This is a genomic window from Streptomyces sp. NBC_01013 (assembly GCF_045162765.1).
Lineage (GTDB): Bacteria > Actinomycetota > Actinomycetes > Streptomycetales > Streptomycetaceae > Streptomyces.
On record NZ_CP108687.1, the window covers coordinates 2158741 to 2175904 of the forward strand.

The window sequence follows — 17164 nt, forward strand, 5'->3', positions numbered from 1 at the left end:
ACACGGAACGGCCGGGGCCGATCGACGGAAATACGTCCCGTCGACCGGCCCCGACTGTTGAGGTACGGGTCAGCCTCGCGGCTTCTCGCGCATCTCGTACGTCGCGATGACGTCGTCGATCTTGATGTCGTTGAAGTTTCCGAGGTTGATACCGCCCTCGAAGCCTTCGCGGATCTCGGTGACGTCGTCCTTGAAGCGGCGCAGACCGGAGATGTTGAGGTTCTCCGCGATGACCTTGCCATCGCGCAGCAGGCGCGCCTTGGTGTTGCGCTTGACCTCGCCGGACCGGACCAGCACACCGGCGATGTTGCCCAGCTTGGACGAGCGGAAGATCTCGCGGATCTCCGCCGTACCGAGCTCGACCTCTTCGTACTCCGGCTTGAGCATGCCCTTGAGGGCCGCTTCGATCTCTTCGATCGCCTGGTAGATGACCGAGTAGTACCGGACGTCCACACCTTCGCGGTCGGCCATCTGCGCGGCACGCCCTGCGGCGCGCACGTTGAAGCCGATCACGATGGCGTCGGAGCCGGTCGCCAGGTCGATGTCCGACTCGGTGACCGCACCCACACCGCGGTGCAGGACCCGGATGTCGACCTCTTCACCGACGTCGAGCTGGAGCAGCGAGGACTCGAGAGCCTCCACCGAACCGGACGCGTCGCCCTTGATGATGAGGTTGAGCTCCTGGACCAGACCGGCCTTGAGCGCCTCGTCCAGGTTCTCCAGGGAGAACCGGACACCCTTGCGGGCGAAGTTGGCGTTGCGCTCACGCGCAGCACGCTTCTCGGCGATCTGACGGGCCGTACGGTCCTCGTCGACGACCAGGAAGTTGTCGCCGGCACCCGGGACGTTGGTGAGACCCAGCACGAGGACGGGGGTCGAGGGACCCGCTTCCTCGACGTTCTCGCCCTTGTCGTCGAGCATCGCGCGGACTCGGCCGTACGCGTCGCCGACCACCATGGTGTCGCCGACCCGCAGCGTGCCTCGCTGGACCAGGACGGTCGCAACGGCACCGCGGCCGCGGTCGAGGTGGGACTCGATCGCAATACCCTGCGCGTCCTGCTCCGGGTTGGCCCGCAGGTCGAGCGACGCATCGGCGGTGAGGACGACGGCCTCCAGAAGAGCCTCGATGTTGAGGCCCTGCTTGGCGGAGATGTCGACGAACATCGTGTCGCCGCCGTACTCCTCGGCCACCAGACCGAACTCGGTGAGCTGACCGCGCACCTTGGTCGGGTCCGCACCCTCGACGTCGATCTTGTTGACCGCGACCACGATCGGCACGTCGGCCGCCTTGGCGTGGTTCAGCGCCTCGATCGTCTGGGGCATCACACCGTCGTTCGCCGCCACCACGAGGATCGCGATGTCGGTGGACTTCGCACCACGTGCACGCATGGCGGTGAACGCCTCGTGACCCGGGGTGTCGATGAAGGTGATCCTGCGGTCCTCGCCGTTGACCTCGGCGCCGACCTGGTACGCACCGATGTGCTGCGTGATGCCGCCGGCCTCGCCCGCGATGACGTTCGTCTTGCGGATCGCGTCCAGCAGTCGGGTCTTACCGTGGTCGACGTGACCCATGACGGTCACGACCGGCGGACGGGAGACCAGGGCCTCTTCGCCGCCCTCGTCCTCGCCGAACTCGATGTCGAAGGACTCGAGCAGCTCGCGGTCCTCCTCCTCCGGGCTGACGATCTCCAGGACGAAGTTCATCTCGTCCGCGAGGAGCTTCAGCGTCTCGTCGGAGACGGACTGCGTGGCAGTGACCATCTCGCCGAGGTTCATCATCACGCCGACGAGCGACGCCGGGTTGGCGTTGATCTTCTCGGCGAAATCGGTGAGGGAGGCACCGCGCGACAGCCGGACAGCCTGTCCGTTGCCGCGAGGCAGCATGACGCCGCCCACCGACGGGGCCTGCATGGCCTCGTACTCCTGGCGCCTCTGCCGCTTCGACTTGCGACCACGACGCGCGGGACCACCGGGGCGGCCGAAGGCGCCCTGTGTGCCACCACGGCCACCGGGACCGCCGGGACGGCCACCGAATCCGGGACGACCGCCGAAGCCGCCGCCACCACCGGGACGGCCTGCGCCGCCACCGCCACCGCCGCCACCGGGACGACCGGCGAAACCGCCGCCGCCGCCACCGGGACCGGCCGGACGGCCTGCGAAGCCACCGCCCGCGGGACGGCCTGCGCCGCCACCGCCGCCGGGACGACCGCCGCCACCGGGACCACGGCCACCGCCGGGGCCACCACCGGGACGCGGGCCGGCAGCGGGACGCTGCGGCATCATGCCCGGGTTCGGACGGTTACCGCCGGCGCCGGGGGCGCCGCCGGGACGAGGGGACTGCGGGCGCGGCATGCCGCCCGGAGACGGACGTGCACCGCCCTGACCCTGCGGGCGCGGGGCGCCGCCGGGGCCGCCCTGCGGACGCGGGGCGCCGGGGCGCTCCTGACCGCCACCGGGACGCGGGGCGCCACCGGGACGGGGCGACTGCGGACGGGCCATGCCCGTCGAGCCACCGGAGGTGAAGGGGTTGTTGCCCGGACGGGGACCGGCCGGACGGGCGCCGCCGGGGCGCGGGGCGCCCTGGCCCGCGGGGCGTGCGGGGCGCTCGGCGCCACGCTCTCCACCACGGCCGCCGTCACGCTGACCACCGTCGCGGCCGCCGTCGCGCTGACCGCCGGCCGGAGCCGGACGGGCGGGGCGGGGACCCGGGGTGGCACCCGCGGGACGCGGGGCCTGCTGCTGCTGCGGCGCTGCCGGCTGGGCCGGAGCCGGAGCCGAGAACTCGGCTGCGGGCACCGGGGTGACCGGGGCGGCCTTCGGCGCGGGCTTGGGGCCCGGACGCGGACCCGCGGACGGCGCGGAAGGTGCAGCGGGGGCGCTGCTCGGGGCCTCGGCGGCGGCCGGCTTGGGGGCCGGGGCGCCGGGCTTCGGAGCAGCGGGACGTGCCGCAGCGGCCGGGGAGGGCGCTGCGGGCTTCACGGGGGCGGCCTTACGGGGCGCGCCAGGCTTTGCAGCGGACTTGCCGGCGTTGCCGCCGGGCCCCTGCAGTGCGTCAGTCAACTTGCGTACAACCGGCGCCTCGATCGTCGAGGACGCCGAACGTACGAACTCACCGAGTTCCTGGAGCTTGGCCATGACGACCTTGCTCTCAACTCCGAACTCCTTGGCGAGTTCGTATACCCGGACCTTAGCCACTTCGCTCCTTTTAGGTCCGGGTTACCGCCGGACCGTCGCTACTTCATGGGCGTACTCATCGCGTACTCATCGAGTGCTCATCGCAATCTCGACCTACTTCCAACTCGCGAGGTACCTGACCGCACGGGGACCCGTGCCGTTCAATTTCTTACGGTGTCACCCGCTCGACGAACCGCTGCACCGCAGCGGGGTCGAACGGCCCCTTGGCCTTGAAGGCCCGGGGAAAGGCCCGGCGGCGAACCGCCAGGTCCAGACAGACGGAGGCGGGGTGTACATACGCACCCCGGCCGGGCAGCGTACCGCGAGGATCAGGGACGCATGCGTCCCCGTCCACCACGATGCGCAGCAGCTCGCTCTTGGCCGCTCGCTCCCGGCATCCCACACAGGTTCGCTCGGGGCAAGCGCGGGCGTGCGTCCGGCCAGACACGTTTAAGTCTACCTCCCCGTACCGACCTCACCCCTTTGGGGCAAAAATCGAACGGATGTTGTCGTGATCTCAGCGGCGTGCCGACGAGATCTATTCCATGTCACCCCGGCGGCCCCGACCCGGACCGGAGTCCGTGGGGGCCTTCGGGACCGTCGTCGGTCAGCGCCGCTCGGAGCGCTCCCGGGCCCGCTCGGCCCGCTCACGGTCCGCGACGTCGCGCTCGGCGTCGGTCTCGGTGTCCGGGCGGATGTCGATGCGCCAGCCCGTCAGGCGGGCGGCGAGACGGGCGTTCTGCCCCTCCTTGCCGATCGCCAGCGACAGCTGGTAGTCCGGCACGGTGACCCGGGCGGAGCGCGCACCGAGGTCAACGACCTCGACCTCGCTCACCCTTGCGGGCGACAGCGCGTTGGCGACCATCTCGGCCGGGTCGTCCGACCAGTCCACGATGTCGATCTTCTCGCCGTGGAGCTCCGCCATGACATTGCGCACACGACCGCCCATCGGGCCGATGCAGGCGCCCTTGGCGTTGAGGCCCGAGCGGGTGGAGCGCACGGCGATCTTGGAGCGGTGTCCGGCCTCGCGGGCGATAGCGCAGATCTCGACGGAACCGTCCGCGATCTCCGGGACCTCCAGCGCGAAGAGCTTCTTCACGAGGTTGGGGTGGGTCCGCGACAGCGTCACGGACGGGCCGCGGACACCCTTGGCGACGCGCACGACGTAGGTGCGCAGCCGCAGGCCGTGGGTGTACTCCTCGCCCGGCACCTGCTCCTGCACCGGCAGGATGGCTTCCAGCTTGCCGATGTCGACGAGGACGTTCTTCGGGTCCTTGCCCTGCTGGACGACGCCGGTCACGACATCGCCCTCGTGGCCCGCGTACTCGCCGAACGTCCGGTCGTCCTCCGCGTCGCGCAGACGCTGCAGGATGACCTGCTTGGCGGTGGTCGCGGCGATCCGGCCGAAGCCCGACGGGGTGTCGTCGAACTCCTTGGGCTCCTGCCCCTCTTCGAGGTCGGCCGGGTCCTCCTTGGCCCACACGGTCACGTGGCCGCGCTCGTCCAGCTCCACGCGCGCCTTGCGGTGGCTGCCGTCCGTACGGTGGTACGCGATGAGGAGGGCCGACTCGATCGCCTCGACGAGCACGTCGAACGGGATCTCCTTGTCCTGCGCCAAGCCCTTCAGCAGCTTCACATCGATGTCCACGGCTACGCCTCCTCTTCCTTCGTGTCCTTGCGGTTGAATTCCAGCTCCACGCGCGCCTTCGCGATCTCGTCGAAGGCGATCCGGCGGGACGTGGGCTTGCGGCCCTTGACGCCCGGCACCTCGAGATCGAGGCCCTCTTCGTCGACCGCGAGGATGCGGGCCACCAGCTCGCCGCCCTCGTTGAGCGTCAGCCGGGCCAGGCGGCCCGCGGCACGTACGTAGTGGCGGTGCTCCGTCAGCGGGCGGTCGGCGCCGGGAGAGCTGACCTCCAGGACGTACTCGTCCTCGCCCATGGCGTCGGTCTCGTCGAGCTTGGCGGAGATCGCGCGGCTCAGATCCGCACAGGCGTCGAGCTCCACGCCCTCCTCGGAGTCCACGACGATCCGCAGCACCCGGCGGCGGCCGGCCCGGGACACTTCGATCTCTTCCAGATCCAGCTGCTCGGCGCTGACGAGCGGTTCGACCAGCCCGCGCAGCCTATCGCTCTGGGTGGTGCTCATCCGGGTGACTCCTCGGCCGCGTGTGCTGTTGTGGGGATCGTCGCGTGTCTGGTCAAAGGGTATCCGGTCCGAGGGGGTGTTGCTGTCCGTCGCCCCCCGGGGCGCGGGTACGCTCGCCAACGGTGATCACTTCCGGACAGATCCAGTCAAGACAGGTCCAGGCCCGAAGGAGAGCAAGTGCGGCGCACGGGGACGACGCGCAGGGGCGCGCTGACCGCTACGGGAGCGATCGCCATGGGGGCGGTGCTGGCCGGCTGCGGCAGCGACAGCGATGAGGGGAGCACCGGCCGCCAGGGCTCCGCACGGGCCGCGGCCGGCCGTTCGTCGACCGGGCGGGCGGAGGCGTCGCTCCGGGCGCAGGCCCGCAGCGTGAGCAGCTCGCTGTTCGCCCAGTACGAGACCGTGGTCCGCGCCCATCCGGCGACCGCGGCCGGGCTCACCCCGCTGCGGGACGCCGTCCGCGCCCACATCGCGGCCCTGGGCCCCGGCGACGCGCTCGGCCTCGTGCGGACGCGGCCGGGTACCGGTGACGCCAGGGCGGCGGTCAGGGAACTGGCCGCCGCGGAACGCCGCGCCGCGGTCTCGCACACCCAGGCGCTGATGAAGGCTCCGCCGGAGCTCGCCCGACTGCTCGCCTCGGTCGCGGCGGCTGCCTCGGCCCACGCCTATCTGCTGACCGAGCTGGCCAAGGAGACGAAGGCATGAGTGACGACGGGACGCTGACGGCCGCCCAGGCGGCCCTGGCCGCCGAACACGCCACCGTGTACGGGTACGGGGTGGCGGGCGCCCGGGTCGCCGCGGACCGTCGTGCCGAGGCCACCGCCGCGCATCACGCCCACCGGGCCCGGCGCGACGCACTGGTGCGGACGGTGCGCGACCTCGGCGGCGACCCGGTGGTGGCGGGCGCCGCGTACGCTCTGCCGTTCGCGGTGCCGGACGCGGCCTCGGCCGTACGGCTCGCCGCGGTGCTGGAGGACCGCGTCGCGGATGTCTACTCCGACCTCGTGAGGGCCTCCGAGGGCCCGTTGCGGCGGTCGGCGGCGGACGCCCTGCGCGAGGCAGCGGTGCGCGCGGTCCGCTGGCGCGGCAGCGGCGTACCCTTTCCCGGGCTCGCCGAGCGGGCCGCGGACGGGTCCCGGACGGACGGGACCGGTGCGGGCGAGAAGGCGACGGAGACCGGCGCGCAAGCGGGGTCCGACGGCCGGCCGCAGAGCCGGGCCGGCACGGCGCACTGAGGCATGCTCTGAAAGGGAACACGGCACGTATGGGTTTTGAACCGCCGCAGCGTCTGGTGCGAGCGCTCGGCGAGTCGTACGGGGATACGGCCGCCGGGGACTGGCTCGCGCGGCTTCCGGGACTGACCGAGCAGGCACTGGCAGCGACCGGGCCGGGGACGACCGTGGAACGGGTCGCCGCCCCGGGCGGGCGCAGCAGCCTGGTCCTGCTGGTACGGGATGCCGAGGGCGCCCCGGCCGCGCTGAAGCTCGCGCCCGCCGGGGCGGAGCCGGAGCTCGAAAGGGCTGCGCTCGCACACTGGAACGGCTGGGGCGCCGTGAAACTGATCCCGTCCCCCGACGAGGCCGTGGCCGCGGATGCCGCGGGCGGCGTCCTGCTGCTGGAGCGGTTGCACCCCGAGGTCTCGCTGCGTTCGCTCCCGGAGGCGAAGGCGCTGCTGGAGGCGGCCGGGACGGTCCGGCGGCTCTGGGTCGACCCGCCCACGGGGCACGCCTTCGAGACGGTCGCCGAGCGGACCGGGCTTCGCACCGATGCGATGCTGGCCTCCGCCGCGTCCGATCCCGCCCTGGAGCCCTTGGTCTCGGCGGCCCTGGCGGCGCGCGCGGAACTGGTCGCCCACTCCCCCGAGGTCCTGCTGCTGCACGGCAACTTCCGTCAGAGCAAGGTGCTTTCGGGCGAGCGCGCGCCCTGGCTGACGGTCGGTCCCGAGCCGGTGGTCGGTGAGCGGGCCTACGATCTGGCGCGGCTGGTGCGGGACCGGGTCGAGGACCTGATCGCCTCGCCCGGCGGCGCGACGACCGCCCGGCGCAGAGTCAAGAAGCTCGCGGAGGCGCTGGATGTGGACCGTGACCGGCTGCACGGCTGGACACTGTTCCGTGCGGTGGAGTCGGGTACCCGGGCGCTGGCGGCCGGGCGCCGCCAGGAAGGCGAAGTGACGCTGGAGTTCGCGGGCTGGCTGTAGGGCCTGTTCCCACGGACCCGCATGCCGAAGGGCCCCGCACGGACGTCGTGCGGGGCCCTTCGGCATGCGGGTCGGGTGTCAGCCCTGTTCGGTGAGACGGGCAATGGCCTCGTCGACCGTGAGCTCCTCGCGCTCGCCCGTGCGGCGGTCCTTCAGCTCCAGGACGCCCTCGGCCGAGCGGCGGCCCGCGACCAGGATCTTCGGGACACCGATGAGCTCGGAGTCGGTGAACTTGACGCCGGGCGAGATGCCCGGGCGGTCGTCGACCAGGACGCGCAGGCCGGCCGCGTTCAGCTTCTCGGAGACGTCGAGGGCGAGCTCCGTCTGGAGCGCCTTGCCCGCGGCGACGACGTGCACATCGGCCGGGGCGATCTCGCGGGGCCAGCACAGGCCCTTGTCGTCGGCGGTCTGCTCGGCGAGGGCGGCCACCGCGCGGGAGACGCCGATGCCGTACGAGCCCATCGTGACGCGGACGGGCTTGCCCTGCTGGCCGAGCACGTCGAGGGAGAAGATGTCGGCGTACTTGCGGCCGAGCTGGAAGATGTGGCCGATCTCGATGGCACGGTCGACCTGGAGCCCGGCGCCACAGTTGGGGCAGGGGTCGCCCGCCTCGACGACGACCACGTCGAGGTAGTCGTCGACCTCGAAGTCACGGCCCGCGACGACGTTCTTCGCGTGCTTGCCCTCGGCGTTGGCACCCGTGATCCAGGCGGTCCCGGCGGCGACGCGCGGGTCGGCGATGTAGCGGACCTTCTCCAGTCCCTGGGGACCGACGTAGCCGCGCACCAGATCGGGGCGGCCCACGAAGTCCTCGGCGGTGACGAGCTCGACGACGGCGGGGGCGAGGTGTTCGCCGAGCTTGCCGAGGTCGACCTCACGGTCGCCGGGCACCCCCACGGCCACGATCTCGCCGTCGACCTTGACCAGGAGGTTCTTCAGGGTGGCGGAGGCCGGGACGCCGAGGTGGGCGGCGAGGGTCTCGATGGTCGGGGTGTCGGGGGTGTCCAGCTCCTCGACCGCGCCGGTCGCCGAGCCGTCGACCGGGGTGGCCTTGTAGGTCACGGCCTCGGTGTTGGCGGCGTAGTCGCAGTTGGGGCAGTCGACGAAGGTGTCCTCACCGGCCGGGGCGGGCGCGAGGAACTCCTCGGACGCCGAGCCACCCATGGCACCGGAGACAGCCGACACGATGCGGTGATCGAGGCCGAGCCGCTCGAAGATCCGGATGTAGGCGGCGCGGTGCAGCTGGTACGCCTCGGCGAGACCCTCGTCGGTGGTGTCGAAGGAGTACGAGTCCTTCATCTGGAACTCGCGGCCGCGCAGCACGCCGGCGCGGGGGCGGGCCTCGTCGCGGTACTTGGTCTGGATCTGGTAGAGGATCACGGGCAGGTCCTTGTAGGACGAGCACATGTCCTTGACGACCTGGGTGAAGATCTCCTCGTGGGTGGGGCCGAGGAGGTAGTCGGCGCCCTTGCGGTCCTTGAGCCGGAACAGCAGGTCGCCGTACTCGTCGTACCGGCCGCTCGCCTCGTACGCCTCCTTGGGGAGCAGCGCGGGGAGCAGCACCTCCTGGCCGCCGATGGCGTCCATCTCCTCGCGGACGACGCGGGTGATGTTCTCCAGGACCTTCTTGCCGAGCGGCAGCCAGGACCAGATGCCGGCCGCGGTGCGGCGTACGTAACCGGCGCGGACGAGGAGCTTGTGGTTGAGCGTCTCCGCGTCCGCCGGGTCGTCGCGCAGTGTCTTGATCATCAATCGGGACATGCGCTGGACCTGGGCCATGATGAACTCCTGCTCGCAAGGGTGATGTGCAGGAGGTTAGCCGGGCGGCACGGGCGGGCGGAAATCGATTGGCTCAGGGGTGGCTGCGGCGGAGCAGCGGAAGCGGCGCTCCCATGACCGCGTACGGCATGGGAGCGCTGGAGAAATGCACCTGCCGGGCCAGGTCCCGATAGCCGAGTGAGCGGTACAGACCGCGCGCCGGGCTCTCCGTGTCGATGGCGGAGAGGATGGAGCGGGGCTGGTCGACGGCGTCCGTGACGGTGGTGATGAGGGTGCGGCCGACACCGCGGTTCTGGAACTCCGGGTGGACGTGGAGCTCGGTGATCACGAAGGAGTCGTCGAGCCAGCCGGCCGAGCCGGTCGCCCGCAGGTAGGGCTCGACGACGGTGGACCACCAGTGGCCGCGTTCGTTGGGCATGCCGTAGACGAAGCCGACGAGGGCGCCGTCCGGGGTCATGGCGCCGAGCGCGCGGGCGCAGGGGTGATCGAGATGTCTGAGGACGATGTGGCGGCGCACTTCGATCTCTTCGGGGCCGAGTCCGAAGGCGACGGCCTGCACGGCGAGCGCCTCGTCCACGCGCGCGGCAAGATCGATCGGTCCGATCCGGACGCTGGGAGTGTGGGGGCCGCCCCCGGAAGCTGCTGCCATGAACCGACCCTACTGTCCGAGGCGAGGTGCCGGGTACAGACCGGTGCGGACCGGCAACGGGATCAGAACAGGACGCTCATGAACGCGCCGGTCTCCCGGAAGCCGATGCGGCGGTACGCCTTGCGCGCGGGGGTGTTGTAGTCGTTCACGTACAGGCTGACGATCGGTGCGACGTCGGCCAGCGCGAATCGGAGCACGGCTGCCATGCCGGTCTCGGAGTGGCCGCGGCCACGGTGCTCGGGGGCGACCCAGACTCCCTGGATCTGGCAGGCCTGCGCGGTGGTGGCGCCGATCTCCGCCTTGAAGACGACCTTGCCGTCCTCGATCCGGGCGAAGGAGCGGCCGGCGCCGACGAGCTCGGCGACCCGGGCCTGGTAGAGGAGTCCGCCGTCTCCCGCGAGCGGGGAGATGCCCACCTCTTCGGTGAACATGGCGACGCAGGCCGGCATGAGCACCTCCATCTCGTCCTTGCGGACGCGGCGGACCAGCGGGTCGGGGGCCACGTCGGCGGACGGGCTCTCGGTGACCATCAGCGGCTGGTTGGCGCGCACCTCGCGGGCGGGTCCCCAGCCCGGTTCGAGGAGCCGCCACAGCTGCGCGGTGGGCCCGGCGGGTCCCACGATCGACGAGCAGCGGCGGCCGGCCCTGCGGGCGCGGTCGGCGAAGGCACGCACGGCCTCGGGGGTGGCGCAGATGGGGACGAGGTTGGCCCCGGAGTAGCAGAGCGAGCGCAGGTGGCCGTCGGCGTACCAGCCCCACATCTCGCCGCCGAGGCGCCAGGGGTCGAGGCCTGCGATGCGGACCCGGGAGGTCACGAAGGCATTGGCGACGGGTTCGCTCTCCAGCACCGCGAGGGCGGCGCCGAGGTCGCTGGGTTCGAGGACCCGGGTGGTGGTCTGCGTCAACACGAGGGGGCCTCACCATACGGTCTGCTGATTTCCGCACTGTACCCAAAGAGGCTGGGGCACGCCGCCCGTGGCCGGGAACCGTCTCTGCGCAAGGCGGTGGACTCGCTCACGCGCAGCGCCCCGCGCAGAGAGTCTCTGCGGCGGGGCGCTGTCGTGGATGGCATGGGTCAGCCAGGGGATGTCGTGGTCAGCTGATGGAGACCTCGGGCTCGCCGGAGGCGATGCCGTCCTTCTCCATCTGCTCGGCGATCTTGAGGGCTTCCTCGATGAGGGTCTCGACGATCTTCGACTCGGGCACCGTCTTGATGATCTCGCCCTTGACGAAGATCTGGCCCTTGCCATTGCCCGAGGCCACGCCCAGGTCCGCCTCGCGCGCCTCGCCGGGACCGTTGACGACACAGCCCATCACGGCGACGCGCAGCGGCACCTCCATGCCTTCGAGGCCCGCGCTCACCTGGTCGGCCAGCTTGTACACGTCCACCTGCGCACGGCCGCACGAGGGGCAGGACACGATCTCCAGCCGCCGCTGCTTGAGGTTCAGCGACTCCAGGATCTGGAGCCCGACCTTGACCTCCTCGGCGGGCGGCGCCGACAGCGAGACGCGGATCGTGTCACCGATGCCCTCGCTCAGCAGGGCGCCGAAGGCGACGGCCGACTTGATCGTGCCCTGGAACGCCGGTCCGGCCTCGGTCACGCCGAGGTGCAGCGGGTAGTCGCACTGAGCGGCGAGCTGCCGGTAGGCGTTGACCATCACGACCGGGTCGTTGTGCTTGACCGAGATCTTGATGTCCCGGAAGCCGTGCTCCTCGAAGAGGGACGCCTCCCAGAGCGCCGACTCCACGAGTGCCTCGGGCGTCGCCTTGCCGTACTTCTTCAGCAGTCGCGCGTCCAGCGAGCCCGCGTTCACGCCGATCCGGATCGGCGTGCCGGCGTCGTTCGCCGCGCGCGCGATCTCCTTGACCTTGTCGTCGAACTGCTTGATGTTCCCGGGGTTCACCCGCACCGCCGCGCAGCCCGCTTCGATCGCGGCGAACACGTACTTCGGCTGGAAGTGGATGTCAGCGATCACCGGGATCTGCGACTTGGAGGCGATCGTCGCGAGCGCGTCCGCGTCGTCCTGGGTCGGGCACGCCACGCGCACGATCTGACAGCCGGAGGCCGTCAGTTCCGCGATCTGCTGCAGCGTCGCACCGATGTCCGACGTACGTGTCGTCGTCATCGACTGCACCGAAACCGGCGCGTCCCCACCGACCGCCACCGACCCGACCTGGATCTGGCGGCTGATCCTCCGGTCGGCGAGCTTGGTCGGAACGGCGGGCATTCCGAGAGAAATCGCAGTCATGCGCTGAGCATCCCCAAGGTGTGGATCGAGGTCCCGAAGTCGGCGGGCTCCGGCCTTCGAGGTTACGGCACCGAGCACGGCGTGCAGCACACCGCGTCCGGGAGCCCCGGCAAAACATGGGCCCCCGGACGCACCGTGCGTATCTGCCGTCACTCGCGGTACATGCGCCCGTGGGGCGCCCGGTCAGGAGATCTTGACGGGGTTGACGACGTCGGCGACCAGGACGAGCAGGGTGAAGCAGATGAACACGCCGGCCACCACGTAGGCGAGCGGCATCAGCTTGGCGACGTCGAACGGGCCGGGGTCGGGGCGCTTGAAGATCCGCGCCGCGTTCCGGCGCAGCGCCTCCCAGAGCGCCCCCGCGATGTGGCCGCCGTCGAGCGGCAGCAGCGGCAGCATGTTGAAGAGGAACAGCGAGAGGTTGAAGCCGGCCAGCAGGAACAGCATCATCGCGACCTGGTTCTGCGCCGGCACGTCCAGCGTCATCACCTCGCCGCCGATCCTGGCCGCGCCGACGACCCCCACCGGGGAGTCCGCCGCGCGCTCGCCGTCCCCGAAGGCCGCGTCCCACAGGGCCGGGATCTTGGACGGCAGAGCGATGATCGAATCGACACCGTTCTCGATCATGTCGCCCATGCGGACGACGGAGTCACCGAAGGAGAGCGGGATGATCTCGGTCTGCGCCGCGAAGCCGAGGTAGCCGGCGGAGACGAACTCCCCCGGAATCACCTCGCCGTCGGAGTCCTTCTTCGCCACGGCGTTCGGCTTGAGCACGGCGTGGAGGGTCTTCTCCTGTCCGTCGCGCTGGACCGTGATGGTCGCGGGGCCGATCGTGTCGCGGATCTTGTCGGAGAGTACGGACCACTCGTCGACCTTCTGGCCGTTGAAGGCGACGATCTTGTCGCCGACCTTCAGTCCCGCTGCCCGGGCGGGCGAGACCGGGTCGGACTTCTTGCAGGACTCCCGCTTCTCGCTCTGGGAGATCACGCACTTCTGGACGCCGGCGACGTCGGTCGTCTGCGTCTGGAATCCGAAGGTCATGGCGACGCCCAGGAAGATGGCCACGGCCAGGACGAGGTTCATGAAGGGGCCGGCGAACATGACGATGACGCGCTTCCACGGCTTGCGCGTGTAGAAGAGGCGCTTCTCGTCGCCCGGTTCGAGGTCCTCGAAGGCGGCGGATCTGGCGTCCTCGATCATGCCGCGCCACGGCGACGTGGAGCGGGCCTCCAGCCGCCCGTCCGGTCCGGGCGGGAACATGCCGATCATGCGGATGTAGCCACCGGCCGGAATGGCCTTGATCCCGTACTCCGTGTCGCCCTTCTTCCGCGACCAGATGGTCGGGCCGAAGCCGACCATGTACTGCGGGACGCGGATACCGAAGAGCTTCGCGGTCGACAGGTGGCCCAGCTCGTGCCAGGCGATGGAGAACAGCAGACCGAAGGCGAAGACCGCGATGCCGAGAATCGTCAGCAGGATCGTCGTCATGCTCATGCGCGTGCCTCCGCGGTGGCCTTGGCCGAGAGTTCCCGGGCCCGGGTCCGTGCCCAGGCCTCCGCTTCAAGGACGTCCGCGACCGTCAGCGAAGTTCCCGCCGACGGCGTTCCGTGTTCGGAAACCACCGCGGTGACGGTGTCCATGATGCCGTTGAAAGCCAGGCGTCCCGCCAGGAACGCGTCCACGCACTCCTCGTTCGCCGCGTTGAACACGGCCGGCGCGGTGCCGCCCAGCGTGCCCACGTGCCTCGCGAGTCCGACGGAAGGGAAGGCCTCGGTGTCGAGCGGGAAGAACTCCCAGGACGAGGCCTTCGTCCAGTCGAAGGCGGGGGCGGCGTCGGGTACGCGCTGCGGCCAGCCGAGGCCGATGGCGATCGGTCCGCGCATGTCGGGTGGAGTGGCCTGGGCGAGGGTGGAGCCGTCGGTGAACTCCACCATGGAGTGCACATAGGACTGGGGGTGGACGACGACCTCGATCCGGTCGAAGGGGATGTCGTAGAGGAGGTGCGCCTCGATGACCTCAAGACCCTTGTTGACCAGGGTGGCCGAATTGACCGTGATGACCGGTCCCATGGCCCAGGTCGGGTGGTTGAGGGCCTGCTCCCGTGTGACGTCCGCGAGCTCGCTCCTGGTACGTCCCCGGAACGGGCCGCCGGAGGCGGTGACGACGAGCCTGCGCACATCGGCGCGCTCGCCGGCCGCGAGCGCCTGAAAGAGCGCGGCGTGCTCGGAGTCGACCGGGATGATCTGGCCGGGGGCGGCGAGCGCCTTGACCAGAGGGCCTCCGACGATCAGCGACTCCTTGTTGGCGAGCGCCAGCGTACGGCCCGCCTTCAGGGCCGCCAGGGTGGGTGCGAGGCCGATCGAGCCGGTGATGCCGTTCAGCACGGTGTGGCAGTCGCTGCCGGCCAGCTGGGCGGCGGCATCGGGGCCGGCCAGGATCTCGGGGGGCTGCTCCCCCGGTCCGTACTCGTTGCGCAGCGCCTCGCGCAGGGCCGGCACCGCCTCGGGAGACGCGACGGCGACCGTGCGCACCCTCAGTTGGCGCGCCTGCTCGGCCAGGAGGGCGACCCGGCCGCCCGCCGCGGAGAGCGCGGTCACGCGGAAGCGGTCGGGGTTGCGCAGCACCAGGTCGATGGCCTGGGTGCCGATGGACCCGGTGGAGCCGAGGATGACGAGATCCCTGCGGCCTTCCACGGCGTCGAAGACGAGATGCGGGTCGGCGAGGGGGGCGGGGCTGTCGCTCATGGCCCCCATTGTGGCCGCATCGGCTGTGCGTGTGGACAGCGCGCCCCTCGCGCCACGTCGTGGCCGCTCGCTCATCGGGCGCTCAGCCCTTCGCCGCGCGGAACTTGGCCCACTGGGCGGCCATGATCTCGGCCGGCACCCCGCCGATGTCCTTGGTGGAGGTGATCTCCGCCCGGAAGGCGAGGGTCACGGTGCCGGAGCGGACGACGGTGAGGTATTCGTACAGCTTCTCCTGCCCCTTCACGTCGAGGATGGTGAAGCGGTACGCCTTCGCTCCGTCCGCCTCTGCCGCGAAGGCGGGGGCCTTGGCGGGCTCGACCTTCAGGTACTTCGCGGCGGCGACGGCCCGCTGCTCGGTGAAGCCGCCTGCGCAGTCCCGTCCCGCTTTGTCGAGGGTCTTCATGACGGTGGCCGCGCCGCCGTTCGCGTAGCTGCGCAGGGTGACGTCGACGGTGAGCCCGAGCAGTTCGTCCGGGATGTCGACCTTGCGCTGGGTCTGGGCGGCCGGGTCCGGGTCGCTGACTTCGCCGGCGAGGCTGACGAGCGGCTGACAGCCGGCCGGGGTGGCGGTGTACGCGTCACCGAGCGGGCCGTCGAGGACGTACGCGGACGCCGTGTACGTGCCGACCCTCTCGCCGTCGGTGAAGGACGCGGCCTTCAGCCGTGCTTCGTCGGGCGCCGCGGGTGCGGAGGGCTTGACGGAGGCCTTGCCGTCCTTGTTCGCACCGGCGGAGCCGGCCGCACCGTCCTCACCGCCGCCACAGGCGGACGTCCCCAGCGCCATCGCGGCCGCGATGGCGACAACCGCCGGGCGGCGCCTTCGGATCCGCTGCTTCCTCGCCCCGTACATGCCTGTCCCCACTCCCGATCCGCCGTCGTCCGGCGGAGCCTATCGCCCCGTGCCGGTCGGGACCTGCCGCTCCAGCAGCTCCGCGAACCCGGCGAAGGCCTCATGGAAGCGGGGGAAGGTCTTGCGTACGCAGCCGGGGTCGTCGTACGTGATGCCGGGCGTCCGCAGACCGGTGACGGCGAAGGACATGACGATGCGGTGGTCGCCATGGGTCGTGATCTCCGTGGGGCGCGGGGCTCCCGGCTGGATCTCGATCCAGTCCGGACCCGTCGCGACCGTGATGCCCATCTGCCGGAGGTTCTGGGCGCACGCCTCCAGCCGGTCGCACTCCTTGACCCGCGTGTTGCCGACGTCCTCGATGCGCACCGGCCCCGAGGCGAAGGGGGCGATCCCCGCGAGCGTCGGCATGGTGTCGGAGATGTCACGCATGTTGACGGTGACGCCGCGGAGCTCACCGGTGGAGCGGACCGTCGTGGCGTCTTCCGTCATGTGCACCTCCGCGCCCATGCGGCGCAGCACGTCGACGAACCCGAGATCCCCCTGGAGTGCGCCCTTTCCGAGGCCGGGGACGGTGACCTCGCGGCCGGTGAGGGCCGCTGCCGCGAAGAAGTAGCTCGCAGTGGAGGCGTCGGGCTCGATGGCGTACGTGGTGGCCCGGTAGCCGCCGGGCGGCACCGTGAAGACCGCGTTGCCGGGGCCGCCGCGGGTGACCTCGGCGCCGAAGCTCCGCATCATCGCGAGAGTGATCTCGATGTAGGGCGCCGACACCAGATCGGTGACGGTGATCGAGAGCCCCTCCGCGGTCAGCGGTCCGAGCATCAGCAGGGCGGTGAGGTACTGGCTGGACTGCCCGGCGTCCAGGGTCAGTTCGCCGCCCTTGATGCCGGCGGCCTCGATGCGCAGCGGGTGGTGCCCCTCGGCGGCCTCGTGGCGCAGGCCGACGCCGAGCGTGCGCAGCGCCTCGGTGAGGGGAGCGAGAGGGCGGCGGCGCATCTGGGCGGAGGCGTCGAAGCGGTAGCTGCCGCGGGCACCGGCCGCCGCGAGGACCGGCAGGAACCGGGCGGTGGTGGCACCGTCCCGGCAGTAGACGTCGGCGTCGGTGGCGGCGGGCCCGGCCGGGCGGCCCGTGATGTGCCACGCCTCCGCCTTCCGCGCCACCTCGTAGCCGAGTGCGGTGAGCCCTTCGGCGAAGCCCTCGGTGTCGTCCGAGATCAGGGGTCGTACGAGAGTGCTGGTGCCGTCCGCGGCGGCGGCCAGGAAGAGGGCGCGCGCGGTGACGGACTTGGAACCGGGGACATGGATGACGGTCACGGGCGCCCATCCTGCCGTGCCGGGCGCACGGCGGCGGGGCACGTCCAGCGCGTGGACGTGCC

Annotated in this window: 15 protein-coding genes; 3 read left to right on the plus strand and 12 right to left on the minus strand. The window is 71.2% G+C overall.

The features are described 5' to 3' along the window. Positions 1-69: 69 nt before the first annotated feature. The 4 genes from infB to rimP form a co-directional block, all read right to left on the minus strand. Positions 70-3195, minus strand: coding sequence for a translation initiation factor IF-2 (infB, locus tag OG538_RS09160; RefSeq protein WP_406091933.1), 3126 nt, complete (start codon positions 3193-3195; stop codon positions 70-72). A 148-nt stretch (positions 3196-3343) separates the two neighbouring features. Continuing rightward, the gene (locus tag OG538_RS09165; protein WP_359542541.1) at positions 3344-3622 is read right to left on the minus strand and encodes a YlxR family protein; all 279 of its coding nucleotides are present in this window, start codon (positions 3620-3622) and stop codon (positions 3344-3346) included. A gap of 159 nt (positions 3623-3781) precedes the next feature. After that, entirely contained in the window at positions 3782-4822 is a 1041-nt protein-coding gene (gene nusA, locus OG538_RS09170; RefSeq protein ID WP_362556424.1) for a transcription termination factor NusA, read from the minus strand. Between the two features lie 2 nt (positions 4823-4824). After that, positions 4825-5322 carry a ribosome maturation factor RimP gene (rimP, locus tag OG538_RS09175; protein WP_406091936.1) on the minus strand — a complete coding sequence of 166 codons (498 nt, stop codon included), beginning with the start codon at positions 5320-5322 and terminating at the stop codon, positions 4825-4827. A 177-nt stretch (positions 5323-5499) separates the two neighbouring features. Here rimP and OG538_RS09180 point away from each other — a divergent pair, with 177 nt between their 5' ends. From OG538_RS09180 to OG538_RS09190, 3 genes are read left to right on the plus strand one after another with little or no spacing between them, the layout of a single operon-like run. Beyond that, positions 5500-6027, plus strand: coding sequence for a hypothetical protein (locus OG538_RS09180; RefSeq protein ID WP_406091938.1), 528 nt, complete (start codon positions 5500-5502; stop codon positions 6025-6027). Continuing rightward, the gene (locus OG538_RS09185) at positions 6024-6557 is read left to right on the plus strand and encodes a ferritin-like domain-containing protein (RefSeq protein WP_406091940.1); all 534 of its coding nucleotides are present in this window, start codon (positions 6024-6026) and stop codon (positions 6555-6557) included. Before OG538_RS09180 ends, OG538_RS09185 begins: the two co-directional genes overlap by 4 nt. A 29-nt stretch (positions 6558-6586) precedes the next feature. Continuing rightward, on the plus strand, positions 6587-7519 hold the full coding sequence (locus OG538_RS09190) for an aminoglycoside phosphotransferase family protein (protein WP_406091942.1): 933 nt from the start codon (positions 6587-6589) through the stop codon (positions 7517-7519). A 78-nt stretch (positions 7520-7597) separates the two neighbouring features. On the opposite strand, the gene OG538_RS09195 is transcribed toward OG538_RS09190, so the two are convergent. The 8 genes from OG538_RS09195 to aroA all read right to left on the minus strand — a co-directional run bounded on the left by OG538_RS09195 (position 7598) and on the right by aroA (position 17102). Next, a complete protein-coding gene (locus OG538_RS09195) occupies positions 7598-9298 on the minus strand; it encodes a proline--tRNA ligase (RefSeq protein WP_406091944.1) in 1701 nt (566 codons plus the stop codon). Positions 9299-9371: 73 nt separating this feature from the next. Further along, positions 9372-9947, minus strand: coding sequence for a GNAT family N-acetyltransferase (locus tag OG538_RS09200; RefSeq protein ID WP_406091946.1), 576 nt, complete (start codon positions 9945-9947; stop codon positions 9372-9374). Positions 9948-10009: 62 nt separating this feature from the next. Then, a complete protein-coding gene (locus OG538_RS09205; protein WP_406091948.1) occupies positions 10010-10855 on the minus strand; it encodes a GNAT family N-acetyltransferase in 846 nt (281 codons plus the stop codon). 187 nt (positions 10856-11042) lie between these two features. Beyond that, positions 11043-12197, minus strand: coding sequence for a flavodoxin-dependent (E)-4-hydroxy-3-methylbut-2-enyl-diphosphate synthase (ispG, locus tag OG538_RS09210; RefSeq protein ID WP_406091950.1), 1155 nt, complete (start codon positions 12195-12197; stop codon positions 11043-11045). Positions 12198-12380: 183 nt separating this feature from the next. Next, positions 12381-13691: a M50 family metallopeptidase gene (locus tag OG538_RS09215; RefSeq protein WP_406091952.1), complete on the minus strand. Its 1311-nt coding sequence runs from the start codon at positions 13689-13691 to the stop codon at positions 12381-12383. Beyond that, entirely contained in the window at positions 13688-14950 is a 1263-nt protein-coding gene (gene dxr / locus OG538_RS09220) for a 1-deoxy-D-xylulose-5-phosphate reductoisomerase (RefSeq protein ID WP_406091954.1), read from the minus strand. The genes OG538_RS09215 and dxr overlap by 4 nt, the downstream gene beginning before the upstream one ends. 73 nt (positions 14951-15023) lie before the next feature. Next, positions 15024-15791 (minus strand): hypothetical protein, encoded by a 768-nt coding sequence (locus OG538_RS09225; RefSeq protein ID WP_406091956.1) that lies wholly within the window; start codon positions 15789-15791, stop codon positions 15024-15026. 39 nt (positions 15792-15830) lie between these two features. Beyond that, positions 15831-17102, minus strand: a complete 1272-nt coding sequence (aroA, locus tag OG538_RS09230) for a 3-phosphoshikimate 1-carboxyvinyltransferase (RefSeq protein WP_406091958.1) — start codon at positions 17100-17102, stop codon at positions 15831-15833. Positions 17103-17164: the final 62 nt, after the last annotated feature.